Here is a 15840-nt window from a genome sequence, read left to right as displayed (position 1 = left end):
TAGAGTAAATTATTTCCAAAATGTACTGCTGTAAATAGTATGCTTAAAAATGAATTAGAATTCAATAAAAATCGGAAATATTCTCCAAAAAACATAAAATATATCCTTCAAGTAGTTATCTCATCGTTCAGGAATGAGTGTAATTATTATACAATTTAATTAATTTAAATAATTTATAATAATTCACTTGATTTTATATTTATTCATTTGTATAATAAAACCAACATAAAGCTCACAGAGGTGTGTAATAATGAAATTATTAGAAGAGGTGCAATTAAAGCCGGTTGAAAGTTTAAAAGGAAAAGACTTATTAACATTGCTTGACTATACGAGTGAAGAAGTGAAGCAACTGCTTGAACTTGCTACACAGTTGAAAATAATTACAAAAGCGGGCAAATGTCCACGATTATTGGAAGGTAAGACACTTGGCATGATCTTTGAAAAAAGTTCAACGCGTACACGTGTATCATTTGAAGTAGGTATGCAGCAGCTTGGCGGATATGGAATGTATATGAATGCGCGCGATATGCAAATTGGCCGTGGTGAACCAATATCTGATACAGGAAGAGTATTGTCAGGTTATTTAGACGGAATCATGATCCGTGCCAACTCCCATAAGATGGTTGAAGAATTGGCTGATAACGCCTCGATTCCGGTCATTAATGGGTTAACGGACCTTGATCATCCATGTCAGGCATTAGCTGACCTTGAAACAATTGCCGAAAATAAAGGGGAATTGAAAGGATTAAAAATTGCTTATGTAGGTGATGGCAATAATGTAGCACATGCGCTTATTGTTGCTGCAGCACATGTTGGTATGCATGTAGCAGTTGCAACACCACCAGGATATGAATGCGATACGCGTATTATTGAAAAAGCACAAGTGATTGCTTCTCGTAACGGCAGTACAATTGTCGTAACGAATGACCCAGTGGCAGCTGTTACAAATGCAGATGCTGTTTATGCAGATGTATGGACATCTATGGGGCAGGAAGAAGAAACGCAAAAACGACTGAAAGATTTTGCGAAATACCAGATTAACGATGAATTGGTTGCCCATGCAAAGCCGGATTATATGTTCCTTCATTGTTTACCGGCACATCGAGAGGAAGAAGTTGCGACGTCAGTTATTGACGGTCCAAATTCTTATATATTTGAGCAAGCAGAAAATCGCCTGCATGCCCAAAAAGCAGTATTAGTATCTTTAATGGCGTAAAACAAGCAGCTGGCATTGTACTACGGGTTGTAGTCGACACTGCGAACAATACATTGTTTATGGGCAGGAAGGGCAAATAAATAATGTAGTAGTCCAACATGAATAGCAACGGGAGACGCTGTGATGATTCATGAAGAACTACAAGTGATGTCTGTATTCAAGATGGAATGCCCCATCACTACATAGAAAAAGCAATCCGGGAGACGCTGGATTGCTTTTTTGTATGGAAAGATAATGGAATAATGGGTGGTAATGCTTAGTTATTAGCTGACAAATTGTTTTGCTAATTTTTGTGAAAAATCGTTTCGCTCGCTTTCGCTTGCACCGTTCCACCATTTTTCCAGAAAGACACCAAGGCCTGGAAGTAAATGCTCCTCGCCCCGTGCAATTGCATCATTGACGATATCCTGAAATTCAGCGGCATCTGAGCCCGTTACATTGGCAGTAATTGCTTGTCGAATTTGAAAATCCATATGAAACCTCCTTTTCCCATACTTTGTACAAAATAATAAACTTTATACATGGCATTGCGTTATGGATTACAAAATAATTGTGATAGAATATACAATCGAGTACGTAAAAAAGGACGGGAAATAATGAAAAAAATCGAATCGACACAAAATGCACTAGTGAAGCATTGGAAAAAGCTTGTTACACAACGTAAAGAGCGAGAAAAAACAGGAGAGTATATTGTAGAAGGCTTTCATTTAGTGGAAGAAGCATTAAAGCATAAAGACCAAATCGTCCAGATTATTGTGCGTGATGGTGTTGATCTACCATTGTTATGGGCAATAGATGAAGTAGTATTAGTCCATGTAAATGAGGCAGTCTCAAAAGAAATTGCGGAAACTGAAAATTCCCAAGGGGTATTTGCCCATTGTAAGCAGCGCCAAATCTCCGAAGATGAACAATTTAATTGGCGTAAAGTTTTATTAGTCGATGCAGTGCAAGACCCGGGAAATATCGGTACGATGATCCGTACTGCGGATGCGGCAGGAGTTGATGCTGTCATTCTTGGAAAAGGCAGCGTCGATGCATTTAATCCAAAATCATTGCGCTCTGCACAGGGCTCCCATTTCCACATTCCGGTAGTACGTGGTGACTTGATGGAGTGGGTGGAAAACCTGCAGGCTGATGGTATCCGTGTTTATGGCACTTCTTTAGATGAATCGATTTCATATAAAAAAGTGGAACCGAGTGATTCATTTGCTTTAATTGTTGGTAATGAAGGAAGTGGCATTAATCCCCAAATTTTGGCGAAAACTGACCAGAACATTATCATTCCTATATTAGGCGGTGCAGAATCACTAAATGTTGCAGTGGCAACAGGAATTTTATTGTATGCATTTGTAAAATAAACAGGTGAAAAGTTAAAGTGGGGATTTTGTAAGTAATTGCTTATAAAATCCCATTTCTTTTAAAAAAACAGGAAATAAGAGGGAATAAAACCCAGAATATGAAACAACTTCAGCTTTCTGATTAGTCGCAAAATATGAACTTTAACGAGTTCATAGAAATGTCATTTTTGAAATGAAGTTACCTTTTAGCTCGTAAACGCTCTATTTTCCTGCATTTGTCGTTATTATTTTAAAATATTAAAACAGAAATGCTCGAAAAATGGCAGAAATAAGGGTTTTTTCCATTTTGATGTTTTGACACCTATTTGATGTTTCACTAAAATCTAAGTAGGTTAGACAGACGCCTTAAGTTGTCGCAACAAAAAAATAAAATAATGCTTTTTAAAATAGTGTGCAAACTGTTGTTTATGGGATTCAATTTAAAGGTTCTAAATGGTGATGAATTGATGATCTGGCTAATTGCCACTATATGCATAGTGTAAATGGTAATAAGTGAAATTATTCATTCAAAGTCGCACTATCATCATTATTTTATTTTCGCTCTCACATGAAAGCGCTTAAGCAAAATCTAACAAGCTCTATTTATTTGGAAAGGAGTCCAACTATGAAAGTAAATATGAAGGGAACATTACTCTCTTTCATGGGACTAGGTGCTATTCTATTAGCAGGCTGTAACGATAAGTTAGCAGTACTTGATCCTAAAGGTCCTCAAGCTCAAAGACAAGCCGATGACACAATGTTATTAATTTACTTAATGTCAGGGATTGTTTTAACAGTATTAGCAATTTTGGTGTTTATGTTATTTAAATACCGTGCATCAAAACAAAGTCCGGATTACGAGCCACCGCATATTCATGGTCACTGGCTTGTAGAAACAATTATGATTGGTATTCCTGTAATCATCGTTATTTTCTTATCATTTGTTTCTGTTAAGAGTAACTACATTGTTGAGAATGTTCCACAAGAATATGAAGATCAGGAACCTTTAGTTATTTATGCTTCATCATCAAACTGGAAATGGCACTTCAGCTATCCGGAACAAGATATTGAAACAGTAAACTATCTGTACATTCCTGCCGGACGTGCAATTGAATTCAAACTTTATTCTTACGGTCCGATTACAAGTTTCTGGATTCCACAACTTGGTGGTCAGAAATACGCAATGGCAGACATGGTAACAACATTACACTTAGCTGCTGACAACCCAGGCGAATTCTGGGGACGTAACGCGAACTTCTCAGGTCGTGGTACAGCAGAAAACATTTTTGATGTAACAGCATTAACTCAAACTGAATTTGATGAATGGGTAACAGAAGTTCATGAAACGGCTGCTCCATTAACAGAAGAGAAGTTTGACGAATTATTAGAGCCAGGTCATCTTGGTAAACAAACTTACACTGGTACACATCTAGAGTTCTCACCAGCTCCAGAACACAACCATGAATCTTCAGACGAAGAAGATGAAGAGGATCATTCTTCACACTAATTTTTGAAAGTAACAACTTTTCGAAAGGAGTACTACTATGTCGGAATTCTTTGCACAGTTTGCAGTTCCACACCCAAGCACATTAATTTATATCGCAATGGCTTCTATAGTTTTAGGGTCAATCGCGTTAGTAGCAATCGTTACTTACTTTAAATTATGGGGCTACTTATGGCGTGAATGGATTACAACTGTTGACCATAAAAAAATTGGTATCATGTATTTAATCGTCGCTTTAGTTATGTTATTCCGCGGCGGTGTCGATGCCGTAATGATGCGTTTGCAGCTTGCTGTTCCAGATAACGGTTTCTTAGACGCTCAGCACTATAACGAAGTATTTACAACTCACGGAGTAGTCATGATTTTATTCATGGCAATGCCATTCATTACATTCTTCTTTAACTTTTTAGTACCATTACAAATCGGGGCACGCGACGTTGCGTTCCCGCGTTTAAACAACTTGGCATTCTGGTTATTCTTCATGGGTATGGGATTATTCAATATCTCGTTCATCGTTGGTGGATCTCCTGATGCTGGTTGGACTTCATATTTCCCATTAGCGGATAATGAATTCAGTACATCAGTTGGTACAAACTATTACATGCTGGCGCTTCAAATTGCCGGTCTTGGTACGTTAATGACAGGTATTAACTTCATTACGACTATCATGAAAATGCGTGCTCCAGGTATGACATTATTTAAAATGCCAATGTTCACTTGGTCTGCACTTATTGCAAACTTAATTATCGTATTCGCGTTCCCAGTATTAACAGTAGCTTTAGCTATGGGTACGATGGATCGTCTATGGGATACTAAATTCTTTGCTATCGGCGACGGTGGTATGGACATGCTTTGGGCCAACCTATTCTGGGTTTGGGGTCACCCTGAAGTATATATCTTAATTTTACCGGCATTCGGTATTTTCTCTGAAGTTATTTCGACATTCGCACGTCGTAACTTATATGGTTACACGTCAATGGTTTGGTCAATGATCTTAATTTCAGTATTCTCGTTCGCTGTATGGACTCACCACTTCTTTACAATGGGTCAAGGTGCATTCACGAACTCGATCTTCTCGATCACAACAATGGCAATTGCGATCCCAACAGGGGTTAAAATTTTCAACTGGTTATTTACACTTTATAAAGGGAAAATTGTTATTACAACACCAATGTTGTATGCATTACACTTCATTCCTTTATTCACATTAGGTGGTGTAACAGGGGTTATGCTTGCGATGTCAGCAGCGGACTACCAATACCACAACACAATGTTCTTAGTAGCTCACTTCCATAACGTAATCATCCCTGGTGTTGTTTACGCAATGTTAGCAGGTTTAACATTCTACTGGCCAAAAATGTTCGGTTTCATGTTAAATGAGCGTCTAGGTAAAGCTACAGTTTGGGTAATGTCTATAGGTTTCGTACTATCATTCATTCCAATGTATATCACTGGTTTAGATGGTCAGGCACGTCGTATGTACACTTACTCTGATGCAGCTGGATTCAGTACATTAAACATGGTATCGTTCGTTGGTGCCGGGATCATGTCTGTTTCATTCTTAATGCTTGTATGGAACATTTGGTACAGTTTCAAAAACTCTCCACGCGACATCGGTTCAGATCCATGGGATGCACGTGGTCTTGAGTGGGCGACACATACACCAATTCCGCATTATAACTTTGCAATTACTCCAGACGTAACTGATTCAACTTCAGAAGCATTCTGGGATTCTAAGAAAAACGGCACGAAGTTATTCAAAGGTGAAATTAAAGATATTCACATGCCGAATAACTCAGGTCAAACATTTATTTTATCAGTATTCTTCTTCATCGGTGGTTTCGCTCTAGTATTCAGTATGTTTACTTTGGCAATCATCAGCTTAATCGGTATTTTAGCTTGTATGGGTTACCGTTCACTAGAAGACGACCATGGCTACCATATCCATAAAGAAGAAGTTGAATTAATCGAGAAAAAATATGAAAAAGAAGGAGGTGCGAAATAATGGGTAAAGTTAATAACAATGTTCCATTGGAATATTCAACAGAGGAAAATAACCTGAAGATCTTCGGATTCTGGATTTTCCTAGGTGCGGAAATTATGTTATTCGGTACATTATTCGCATCATACTTTGTTCTAGAAGGTCGTACAGGTAATGGCCCAACTGCAGCTGAGATTTTCGAAATCGGTCCAGTACTTGCAGAAACATTCATTCTTTTAACATCAAGTTTTACAATCGGTTTAGCCATTCATGCAATGCGTCTTGGAAGTAAAAAAGCGACATTGTCATTTATGGGTATTACATTATTACTTGGTGCAGCGTTCATTTCTGTAGAAATTTATGAATTTGTACACTATGTACATGTTGGTGCAGGTATTACTACAAGTGCCTTCACATCTGCTTTATTAACAACGTTAGGAACACACGGTCTTCACGTAACATTCGGTTTATTCTGGGGAATCTTCATTATGATCCAAATTGCCAAACGTGGACTTAACTCGGTAACAGCAGGGAAAACATTTGTATTCTCACTATACTGGCACTTCCTGGATGTTGTTTGGATCTTCATCTTCAGTTTCATTTACTTGAAAGGAATGATGTAATCTATGGCTAAGTTCTTTCCAATCGGCCAAATTATGGGCTTCGTATTTTCACTGATTTTAACAGTGGTTGCAATGCTTGTTTACTTCACAGATATGTCATTCACAACTGGAATGGTTATCCTTTTAGTAACAGCATTCATTCAAGCAGGTTTACAATTTATGATTTTCATGCACGCTGGTGAAACAAATGACAAGTGGGCTATCTACTCAAACATCGTATACGGAATCGGTTTAGTAGTATTGACTGTTTTAGGTTCTTTATTAATCCTTCTATGGGATATGTAATGATGAAAAACACGCCAGCTAGTTGATAAATGTATGAAAATGCATTAAACTAGTTGGAGAATATATTACGAAATGCGTTGACCGGGAAGAGTAGGTATACAACATTTGTTTTAGGGAATGCAAGCCAATGACTGAAAGCTTGCTAACAAATTGTATAGTGAAGTTCACCCCGCGAGCAGCATCCGGGATCCACTTGTGGTGAAAGGATTGCCGGCTAGACATAGTCGTTAGCTCCAATGAAGTGATTGCAATTGCGCAATAACTAGGGTGGTACCGCGAAACTCGTCCTCGTCCCTTTCTTAGGGGACGAGGATTTTTTATTTTCAAAAATGGTGATGATTATAGTGCGTATATATGAATTTGTTTAAGCAACGGGTTCAGAGCAGGCACTATGTCACTATTTCTAATGAGTAGGAATTTTGTAGTTTTTGGAGATACTTAGTTGATTGAAATGTAGGCGGCGACTCCTACGGGAACAGCACGAGCGGAAGCACCCGGACTGAGCGAAGCGAGGGAGAAGGCTGGAGCCGTGCCCGTGGAAAGCGTCCGCCGAAATGGAAATCAACGGATTGAAGAAGCTAACTTTATTCTCTAACTAAATAAGGAGGACTTTGTAAATGGAACAACAATTAAAGCAACTGGAACAAGAAGCATTAGCCAAAATTGCCGATGCTGCTGACTTAAAAGCATTAAACGACGTTCGTGTTGCGTACTTAGGTAAAAAAGGACCGATCACGGATTTATTAAAAGGAATGGGGAAACTTTCTGCAGAAGAACGTCCGAAAATGGGTGCCCTAGTTAACACTGTACGTGAAAATGTAACAGCTGAACTTGAGAAAAAGGTTGCTGTTTTAGAAGAAGCTGCAATTTTAACGCAGCTTGAAAACGAGTCAATCGATGTGACGTTACCAGGTGCAAAAGTACGTGCAGGAAACCGTCACTTGTTAACACGTGTAATCGAAGAAATCGAAGACCTGTTTTTAGGTATGGGCTACGAAATCGTAGAAGGACCTGAAGTAGAAAAAGACTACTATAACTTTGAAGCTATGAACTTGCCTAAAGGTCACCCGGCCCGTGACATGCAGGATTCATTCTATATTTCAGAAGAAACATTATTGCGTACACATACTTCTCCAGTTCAGGCACGTACAATGGAAGCCAAAAAAGGCGAACCGATTCGTGTGATTTGCCCAGGTAAAGTATTCCGTCGTGACACAGATGATGCGACACACTCTCACCAATTCATGCAAATTGAAGGTCTTGTAATCGGGGAAAATATCCGCATGTCTGACCTAAAAGGAACTCTTGATGCATTGGCCAAGAAAATGTTTGGAGCAGAACGCGAAATCCGCCTTCGACCATCATTCTTCCCATTCACAGAGCCTTCTGTAGAAGTTGACGTATCTTGTCATAAATGTTCAGGTAAAGGCTGTAATGTATGTAAGCAAACTGGCTGGATTGAAATTTTAGGTGCTGGTATGGTACACCCGAACGTACTTGAAATGGCTGGCTACGATTCAACTAAGCTTTCAGGTTTCGCTTTCGGTATCGGTGCAGAACGTATCGCAATGTTAAAATACGGTGTGGATGATATTCGTCATTTCTATACAAATGACACACGCTTCTTATCACAATTCCACCAGGCAGAAGTGTAAGAAGGAGGACAATATAAATGTTAGTTTCATTAAAATGGTTAAGTCAATATGTAGACATTTCTTCATTAGAAGCAAATGTATTAGCAGAAAAAATTACGCGTGCAGGGATTGAAGTAGATGCAGTAATTGACCGTTCACAAGGTATGACAAATGTTGTTGTTGGTCATGTTGTGTCTAAAGAAAAACACCCGGAAGCTGATAAATTAAATGTATGCCAAGTTGATGTTGGGGAAGAAGAGCTTCAGCAAATCGTATGTGGTGCACCAAACGTCGATGCAGGTCAAAAAGTCATCGTAGCGCGTCCAGGAGCAAAATTACCAGGCGGCATTAAAATTAAAAAAGCGAAATTACGCGGCCAAGAATCAAACGGGATGATTTGTTCGCTTCAAGAATTGGGCATTGAAGGCCGTCTTGTACCAAAAGCTTATGCTGAAGGGATTTATGTACTTCCAGCTGATACCACTCCAGGTGCCGATGCATTAGATGTTTTAGGCTTACGTGATACAGTACTTGAGCTTGGTTTAACACCGAACCGTTCAGATGCAATGAGCATGCTTGGCGTTGCTTATGAAGTGGCAGCGATTTTATCTCAAGATGTAAAATTACCGAAAATCGATTATACTGCTTCAGCGGAAAAAGCGGCAGATGTATTAAAATTAACGGTAGAAGATAAAGAAGCAAACCCAATGTACGCAGCGAAGGTTGTAAAAAACATTGAAGTAAAAGAATCTCCATTATGGTTGCAACATGCGCTTATGTCTGCAGGTGTACGTCCACATAATAATGTAGTCGATATTACAAACTACGTATTAATGGAATACGGTCAACCATTACATGCATTTGACTACGATAAATTAGCAACTGGTGAAATCGTAACGCGTATGGCTCGTGATAGCGAAGTGATGACGACGCTTGATGATCAGGAGCGTAAATTAGCAAGCCACAATCTTGTCATTACAAATGGTCAAGAAGCAGAAGCGGTTGCAGGTGTCATGGGCGGTGCTAAATCAGAAGTGTCCAATTCTACTACGACAGTAGTAATCGAATCAGCTTACTTCAACCCGGCATCTGTGCGTCGTACTTCAAAAGAAATCGGCTTACGTTCGGATTCTTCTGCACGTTTTGAAAAAGGTGTAGATCCGAACCGTGTCCTTCCTGCAGCAGAACGTGCAGCACAATTACTTGCTGAATTAGCAGGAGGAGAAGTATTGGAAGGTACAGTGCTAGTAGATGAGCTTGATAAAACGCCAGCTCGTGTTGTAGTATCACCTGACTTTATTAACGGCCGTTTAGGCATGAAAATTTCTTTAGAGGATATGCTTTCTATTTTAGAGCGTTTAAAATTTGATGTGGAAGCGGCAAATGGTTTATTAATCATTGATGCGCCTACAAGACGTCAGGATATTAAAATTCCAGAAGATATCGTTGAAGAAATTGCACGTATGTATGGCTACGATGAGATCCCTGTAAGCCTACCAGCGAGTGAACAAGTTGGCCGGTTAACGCCATATCAAGCAGGACGCCGTATCGTACGCAATGTAATGGAAGGTGCCGGTCCTTATCAAGCGGTAACTTACTCATTAACTTCAGCAGCGCACGCTCAAAAGTTTGCATTAAAAGCTGAGGAGACAACAAAGTTATTAATGCCTATGTCTGAAGAACGCTCTACACTACGCCAAAGCTTAATTCCCCACTTAGTAGAGGCAGCAAGTTATAACGTAGCTCGTCAAGCGGAAACAGTAGCATTATACGAAATCGGATCAGTTTTCCTTGGACAAACAGCTGAGGAACTTCCATTTGAAGAAGAACACTTAGCGCTTGTATTAACAGGTAAATGGATTGATAATACTTGGCAGGGCGAGAAGAAAAATGTTGATTTCTTCGTTGCAAAAGGTATTGTTGAAGCGGTATTTGCTAAATTAGGCTTAACATCTCGCGTAAGCTATGTAAAAGCGCAAGTAGACGGCTTACATCCTGGCCGTACAGCTGATGTATTATTAGATGGCGAAAAAGTGGGTGTCATTGCCCAGCTTCATCCGCAAGAACAAAAAGCATTTGATGTAAAAGAAACATATGTAGCCGAACTGAACTTAAATGCCATTTTAAGTGCAACACAAGAAGAGCTTGTTTATTCTATGATTCCGCGCTTCCCGGCTATGAGTCGTGATATCGCATTAGAATTGGATGTAGCAGCTCCAGCCGGTGAAATTGTGAGCATTATTAAAGGTGCCGGAACTTCTTTACTGAAAGAAGTAAAAGTATTTGATGTTTATGCAGGGGAGAAAATGACGGCTGGTAAAAAATCAGTAGCCTTCTCATTAACATACTTCGACCCAGAGCGTACATTAACAGACGAAGAAGTAGTAGCAGCACATAATAAAGTATTAAAAGCATTGGCAGCAGCTGGTGCAGAAGTACGCTAATTAAATATAATAAAGAGGCTGGGACAGAAGTAGTAATTTCATAAACTAAGGAGAAAAACCTTATTAAGAAACGGATATTTTATAAAATTGATTGGAATGGAGGGCGACTCCTGCGGGAATAGCGTGACGCCTGAGACTACAGGCTCAGGCCACGCCCGCGGAAAGCGTCCCGGAATGGAAATCAATTTTTCCGCTCAGCAAAAAAATGCCATTTTCTCTAAGAGAAAATGGCATTTTTTGGTTATGTCCCACCCTCTTTTATAATTGCGGAGATTGTTTGGCAGATTTGAACATTCCATTAGCAGCTCCGATTAAAGCACTTAATGTATGAACAATTCCAAACGTATAAAAATTAAGAAAAACGTGATTCGTATACTCATTTAATAGGGGGAAACGGTAGATTGTGGAACCCGGTGTCTTCGTATCACCGCCGAGGGATGCATACACATTATTTGAAAAATCAATGGCATAATAGATGAATGCCACTAACAGCGCAATTCCAAATACTAAATAAATCATACGCATAAGCTGATCCTTTGCGTTTCTGGCGCTTTCAGTAAAGAAGCGAAACGTAATAAATAAACTAAGTATAATAAATGGTGCAACAAGCGCTAAACCAAGAGCACCAAGATTTCCTCCATTTGCAACATCGTCCGGTTTTACCGTAAAAAAGTGCTGAATGATTAATACTCCAAATAAACTAATGCCCATACTTATAAGCCAACTAAGACGCAACATGTGAATCCTCCATTTCTCTTTTCACTATACAGTGTCATGCATTTCGTTTCAATGGAGGATCTACTATTCATTTAGTGGGAAAGTTCAGTATAATAGAGAAGAATGCAACTTAGGGGAGGTATATTCATGTTAAAAAAAGAAGAAGCAGTATTAGTACTGATTGATATTCAGGGGAAATTGGCGCAAGTTGTTGAGGAAAGCGCACTCGTTGTAAGTAATATTGCCACAATGGTACAAGGGGCAAAATTATTGGAATTACCTATTTTATGGCTTGAGCAATATCCAAAAGGGCTTGGTCCGACAGATGAGCGAGTTGCGGAGCATTTAACAGATGAAAAACCGATTGAAAAAATTACATTCAGTGCTTATGATACTGAGGAATTTGTACAAGCATTACAGCAAACAGGACGCAAGAAGATTTTATTGGCCGGAATTGAAGCCCATATTTGTGTGTATCAAACAGCAGCTCAATTACTGGAAAACGGTTATGAAGTCGAAGTGTTGGCAGACTGTGTGTCTTCACGCACAGCGAGTAATCGAGAGATAGGCATCCAGAAAATGATGCAGCTTGGTGCACGCGTAACTAGTGTGGAAATGGCATTATTCGAAATGCAGCAAGTAGCAAAAGGCGATGCATTTAAAGCAATTAGCAAATTAGTAAAATAAAAATAGGATTGGTTAGCGAAATTGGCCGCTAACCAATTTTTTTATCCTCATTAACGGGGTCTCGTCTCTATAGGGGATGAGGAAACCCCCCACTAATTAAAGTTTCATTTTATTTAAAAAGGGGCAGTTTTTTCAAAGCGATACATACTGGTATTGCAATGATTAGTCCTACTGCATTTTGAACGAGATTTCCTGGAATTGATGCAAGTGGGATAATCCAGTTTCCATAGAGAACACGTTCACAAATATAATAACCTCCAAGCATAAATGGAACCGAGATAACGATAGCTGCTAAGTTATAAATAAAGCTTCCCCCATTTTTCCCATGCATTGTAGCAATTTTTCCTACAATATAGCCTTGCAGACCACGTGTAATGAATGTAAATGGTGCCCACAATGTCCATCCAGATAAAATATCGAACAGTGCCATACCGAATGCTCCGGCCAACGCACCCTTTTTTGGACCAAATAAGATTGCGATAATAAAGAGCATGGCAGACCCTAAATGAACAAGCCCACCATTTGCAGCAATCGGCAAACGGATATTAATAAAAAATGTTGCTACGAATACAAGTGAAATAAGAAGACTCGTAATAATTAAATCTTTTGTTTTTTCTGATGAAGTAGAAATTGAACGTGATGATTCCATAATAATTGACGCTCCCTTGCTTGAAATTATCTCTCATATTAGCAATTTGTTGGCATCAGTAAAAGGTTCAAAAACAAACAATTTAACCAGGTCAGAAGATTTGCACAATATTATTTACGGATATGACGGGGACTGTCCCTCTGACAAACTGACAAATAAAAGCGCAACAAATTATGAAAACAAATTTGCTGCGCTTTTTAAATAGAGCGGTTATAGTACCAATTCACATTGCCGTTATTTAGTATTAGAATTCATCGTAGAATGTTTTTTTCCATACGTGAAATATACGATTATACCGATAATAAACCAAATTCCGCAAGCGATCCATGTGTGCAAGGAAAGTTGCGTAATCAGAAAAATACAAAGAATAAATGATAAGATTGGTAATACAGGATAAAATGGTACTTTAAATCGATCTTGCGGTAAGTTTTTATTTTTACGTAAATATAAAATGCCGGCAGAAACGAAAATAAATGCGACCAATGTACCCATATTTACAAGTTCCGCCAACAAGTCCAATGGAACAAATCCTGCAAAAAACGAAATAATCAATGTAAACAGCCACGTATTTTTAGCAGGCATTTTGCGCTTTTCACTTAGGTGTGCCAGCATTTTAGGCATTAAGCCGTCACGGGCAAAGGCCATTAATAATCGCGTCCCGCCATACATCATGACTAATATAACGGTCATCATGCCAATGACAGCACCAAGCGATATGATCCCCGCTGCCCATTCCTGGTCGATAACATGCATCGCGTACGATACAGGGTCGGTTACATTGAGGTCAGTATATGGAACAATCCCTGTCAGTACAAGTGAAACTACAATATACAATACTGTACAGACAAGCAGGGAACCGATAATTCCGATTGGCATATTCCGCTGTGGATTTTTTACTTCCGCCGCAGCAGAAGACACGGCATCAAAGCCTAAGTAAGCAAAAAATACGAGTGCAGCACCTGTGAATACACCGCTCATCCCAAATGGCAGGAAGGGTGTCCAGTTATCCGGCTTCACATAAAAGACGCCAACTACAATAAACAATAAAATAACGCCGAGTTTAATGGCAACCAATACTGCATTAAAACGAGTTGATTCTTTCATTCCTAATGAAAGTAAAGCACCAATCGCAAAGATAATTAAAATTGCAGGCAAGTTAATATAAGTACCGTTTTCAGGACTGAATGCCCCTGTCAATGCTACCGGTAAATGGATATTTAAACCTTCCAGCAGCGATACGAAATATCCTGACCAGCCTGTTGCCACGGCAGCAGTTGCAAGGCCGTATTCCAATAGTAATGCCCAGCCGACCAGCCATGCTATGATTTCACCAAAGACAATATAGCTATATGAATAGGCACTTCCTGCAACGGGTACAGTAGAAGAAAACTCAGAATAACATAGCGCGGCTAATGCACAAACGACTGCAGCAATCGTAAAGGAGAAGACAATCCCCGGGCCTGCATGGAGAGCAGAGACCGTCCCAGGTAAAATGAAAATGCCTGTACCGACAATGGCACCGACACCTAACATTATCAAATCGAAAGAACCCATTGTTTTAGGCAACTGCATATTTCCGCTTTTAAGTAAAAGGTCATTGATTGGTTTTTTTCTAAATATTTTTTTCATTGATACACCTATTTCTTAATTTACAATAATCAAAATTTTAACATTATTTTTGTGGATAATAAATATGTTTATTGAGTTAAAGTGCTAAAGTATTGGCTTTGTCGAAAAAGGAAGAAATAACTCGAATAAAACAGTGAATAATGTTATTGTTAGTATTTAACAGAAAAAAATACCTACATTTAATAAAACTTATTTCTATAATTGTTTTTAAAAAATTTGTTCAAAATTAGTGAACTATTTGTGGTTTTTATAAAAAGGTATATAATTTCGATATAGTATAAATATAGGAATTTTGCTTATGCATACTGAACACAGCACAAAGGAGTGCAATTAATGGAGAAGAAAATCCAAATTAAGCAGCCTAAATATCAAGTAATAGCAGAAGATATTGCCGCTAAAATTGTTGAAAAAAAATATGTTGTCGGGGAAAAGATTTATGCCCGTTCATCGCTGGCATCTCAATACAGTGTTTCATCGGAAACAGCTAGACGAGCGATTGCCGTTCTACAGGATTTAAATATAGTAGAAGCGACAAAGGGAAGCGGTGTTGTCATCGTTTCCTATGAAAATGCGGCTAAATACATTCAGCGGTTAACTGGTGTCAAATCAATAAGAGATTTACAAAAACAATTAACTGACAGTATTGAACGCCAAATTGATGAGTTGCATCATTTCCAGGATACATTAGGAGAAATGGTCAATCGGACAAGCAGATATCAATCGATTAACCCGTTTGTACCTTTTCAAATTGATATTACCGATAATTGCCCATTCCTATCAAAAAATGTTGGCGAAATCAATTTCTGGCAGGAAACAGGTGCTACAATAATTGGAATCAAAAAAGATCATGAGCTGATTGTTTCGCCTGGGCCATACGCAACATTGTCCGCGGGTGATACATTATTTTTTATCGGTAAAGAAGAATGCTATTCGAATGTAAAACACTTTTTACAGCTGGAAAGTAACAACTTTCAATCTGATTCGATATAGAGTGTCAAATTTTCAACAAAAACAAACTACTCCCTCATTGTATTTCGGGAGTAGTTTTTTCTGTTTAAGGGACTTTATTTCTAGTTGGATGTACATAAAAATCAATTCTCATTTGACAATAGTAACAACGTCTATTAATATAAA

General features: G+C 38.7%; 14 protein-coding genes and 1 other annotated feature. Of the genes, 10 read left to right on the top strand and 4 right to left on the bottom strand.

Annotation, left to right across the window (positions count from 1 at the left end; translation table 11 throughout):
- Nucleotides 1-250: 250 nt before the first annotated feature.
- On the top strand, nt 251-1216 hold the full coding sequence (gene argF, locus MHH44_RS14870; RefSeq protein ID WP_340798943.1) for an ornithine carbamoyltransferase: 966 nt from the start codon (nt 251-253) through the stop codon (nt 1214-1216).
- Nucleotides 1217-1479: 263 nt separating this feature from the next.
- Here the strand turns inward: argF and sspI are convergent, their stop codons facing one another.
- Nucleotides 1480-1689: a small acid-soluble spore protein SspI gene (gene sspI / locus MHH44_RS14865; RefSeq protein WP_340798942.1), complete on the bottom strand. Its 210-nt coding sequence runs from the start codon at nt 1687-1689 to the stop codon at nt 1480-1482.
- Between the two features lie 123 nt (nt 1690-1812).
- Between sspI and MHH44_RS14860 the strand changes: the two genes are divergently transcribed.
- The 7 genes from MHH44_RS14860 to pheT all read left to right on the top strand — a co-directional run bounded on the left by MHH44_RS14860 (nt 1813) and on the right by pheT (nt 11024).
- A complete protein-coding gene (locus MHH44_RS14860; protein ID WP_340798941.1) occupies nt 1813-2574 on the top strand; it encodes a TrmH family RNA methyltransferase in 762 nt (253 codons plus the stop codon).
- Between the two features lie 604 nt (nt 2575-3178).
- Complete coding sequence (gene qoxA, locus MHH44_RS14855; RefSeq protein ID WP_340798940.1) at nt 3179-4060, top strand: cytochrome aa3 quinol oxidase subunit II; 882 nt, start codon at nt 3179-3181, stop codon at nt 4058-4060.
- Nucleotides 4061-4097: 37 nt separating this feature from the next.
- Nucleotides 4098-6062, top strand: coding sequence for a cytochrome aa3 quinol oxidase subunit I (gene qoxB / locus MHH44_RS14850; protein ID WP_340798939.1), 1965 nt, complete (start codon nt 4098-4100; stop codon nt 6060-6062).
- Entirely contained in the window at nt 6062-6661 is a 600-nt protein-coding gene (qoxC, locus tag MHH44_RS14845; RefSeq protein WP_340798938.1) for a cytochrome aa3 quinol oxidase subunit III, read from the top strand. Before qoxB ends, qoxC begins: the two co-directional genes overlap by 1 nt.
- A gap of 3 nt (nt 6662-6664) precedes the next feature.
- On the top strand, nt 6665-6946 hold the full coding sequence (gene qoxD / locus MHH44_RS14840; RefSeq protein WP_340798937.1) for a cytochrome aa3 quinol oxidase subunit IV: 282 nt from the start codon (nt 6665-6667) through the stop codon (nt 6944-6946).
- Between the two features lie 68 nt (nt 6947-7014).
- Nucleotides 7015-7245 (top strand) — a binding site (T-box leader).
- 318 nt (nt 7246-7563) lie between these two features.
- Complete coding sequence (pheS, locus tag MHH44_RS14835; protein ID WP_340798936.1) at nt 7564-8601, top strand: phenylalanine--tRNA ligase subunit alpha; 1038 nt, start codon at nt 7564-7566, stop codon at nt 8599-8601.
- Between the two features lie 17 nt (nt 8602-8618).
- The gene (pheT, locus tag MHH44_RS14830; protein WP_340798935.1) at nt 8619-11024 is read left to right on the top strand and encodes a phenylalanine--tRNA ligase subunit beta; all 2406 of its coding nucleotides are present in this window, start codon (nt 8619-8621) and stop codon (nt 11022-11024) included.
- A 258-nt stretch (nt 11025-11282) separates the two neighbouring features.
- On the opposite strand, the gene MHH44_RS14825 is transcribed toward pheT, so the two are convergent.
- Nucleotides 11283-11762: a hypothetical protein gene (locus MHH44_RS14825; protein WP_008404994.1), complete on the bottom strand. Its 480-nt coding sequence runs from the start codon at nt 11760-11762 to the stop codon at nt 11283-11285.
- Nucleotides 11763-11888: 126 nt separating this feature from the next.
- Here MHH44_RS14825 and MHH44_RS14820 point away from each other — a divergent pair, with 126 nt between their 5' ends.
- Complete coding sequence (locus MHH44_RS14820) at nt 11889-12428, top strand: hydrolase (protein WP_339262682.1); 540 nt, start codon at nt 11889-11891, stop codon at nt 12426-12428.
- A 109-nt stretch (nt 12429-12537) separates the two neighbouring features.
- On the opposite strand, the gene MHH44_RS14815 is transcribed toward MHH44_RS14820, so the two are convergent.
- Together MHH44_RS14815 and MHH44_RS14810 are read right to left on the bottom strand one after the other, a co-directional pair.
- Complete coding sequence (locus MHH44_RS14815) at nt 12538-13077, bottom strand: ECF transporter S component (protein WP_065215533.1); 540 nt, start codon at nt 13075-13077, stop codon at nt 12538-12540.
- 234 nt (nt 13078-13311) lie between these two features.
- A complete protein-coding gene (locus MHH44_RS14810; RefSeq protein WP_340735445.1) occupies nt 13312-14706 on the bottom strand; it encodes an amino acid permease in 1395 nt (464 codons plus the stop codon).
- Nucleotides 14707-15039: 333 nt separating this feature from the next.
- Here MHH44_RS14810 and MHH44_RS14805 point away from each other — a divergent pair, with 333 nt between their 5' ends.
- Nucleotides 15040-15696, top strand: coding sequence for a TrkA C-terminal domain-containing protein (locus MHH44_RS14805; RefSeq protein WP_008405004.1), 657 nt, complete (start codon nt 15040-15042; stop codon nt 15694-15696).
- Nucleotides 15697-15840 lie beyond the last annotated feature (144 nt).

It is taken from the genome of Solibacillus sp. FSL K6-1126 (genome assembly GCF_038003445.1).
Classification (GTDB): domain Bacteria; phylum Bacillota; class Bacilli; order Bacillales_A; family Planococcaceae; genus Solibacillus; species Solibacillus silvestris.
The sequence above is the reverse complement of the archived record's forward strand: the minus strand, read 5'-3'. Positions and strand labels throughout refer to the sequence as shown.

Bases quoted from the DNA above. Each gene is read 5' to 3' on its own strand.
- argF (WP_340798943.1), top strand. From the start codon at position 251: ATGAAATTATTAGAAGAGGTGCAATTAAAGCCGGTTGAAAGTTTAAAA.
- sspI (WP_340798942.1), bottom strand. From the start codon at position 1,689: ATGGATTTTCAAATTCGACAAGCAATTACTGCCAATGTAACGGGCTCA.
- MHH44_RS14860 (WP_340798941.1), top strand. From the start codon at position 1,813: ATGAAAAAAATCGAATCGACACAAAATGCACTAGTGAAGCATTGGAAA.
- qoxA (WP_340798940.1), top strand. From the start codon at position 3,179: ATGAAAGTAAATATGAAGGGAACATTACTCTCTTTCATGGGACTAGGT.
- qoxB (WP_340798939.1), top strand. From the start codon at position 4,098: ATGTCGGAATTCTTTGCACAGTTTGCAGTTCCACACCCAAGCACATTA.
- qoxC (WP_340798938.1), top strand. From the start codon at position 6,062: ATGGGTAAAGTTAATAACAATGTTCCATTGGAATATTCAACAGAGGAA.
- qoxD (WP_340798937.1), top strand. From the start codon at position 6,665: ATGGCTAAGTTCTTTCCAATCGGCCAAATTATGGGCTTCGTATTTTCA.
- pheS (WP_340798936.1), top strand. From the start codon at position 7,564: ATGGAACAACAATTAAAGCAACTGGAACAAGAAGCATTAGCCAAAATT.
- pheT (WP_340798935.1), top strand. From the start codon at position 8,619: ATGTTAGTTTCATTAAAATGGTTAAGTCAATATGTAGACATTTCTTCA.
- MHH44_RS14825 (WP_008404994.1), bottom strand. From the start codon at position 11,762: ATGTTGCGTCTTAGTTGGCTTATAAGTATGGGCATTAGTTTATTTGGA.
- MHH44_RS14820 (WP_339262682.1), top strand. From the start codon at position 11,889: ATGTTAAAAAAAGAAGAAGCAGTATTAGTACTGATTGATATTCAGGGG.
- MHH44_RS14815 (WP_065215533.1), bottom strand. From the start codon at position 13,077: ATGGAATCATCACGTTCAATTTCTACTTCATCAGAAAAAACAAAAGAT.
- MHH44_RS14810 (WP_340735445.1), bottom strand. From the start codon at position 14,706: ATGAAAAAAATATTTAGAAAAAAACCAATCAATGACCTTTTACTTAAA.
- MHH44_RS14805 (WP_008405004.1), top strand. From the start codon at position 15,040: ATGGAGAAGAAAATCCAAATTAAGCAGCCTAAATATCAAGTAATAGCA.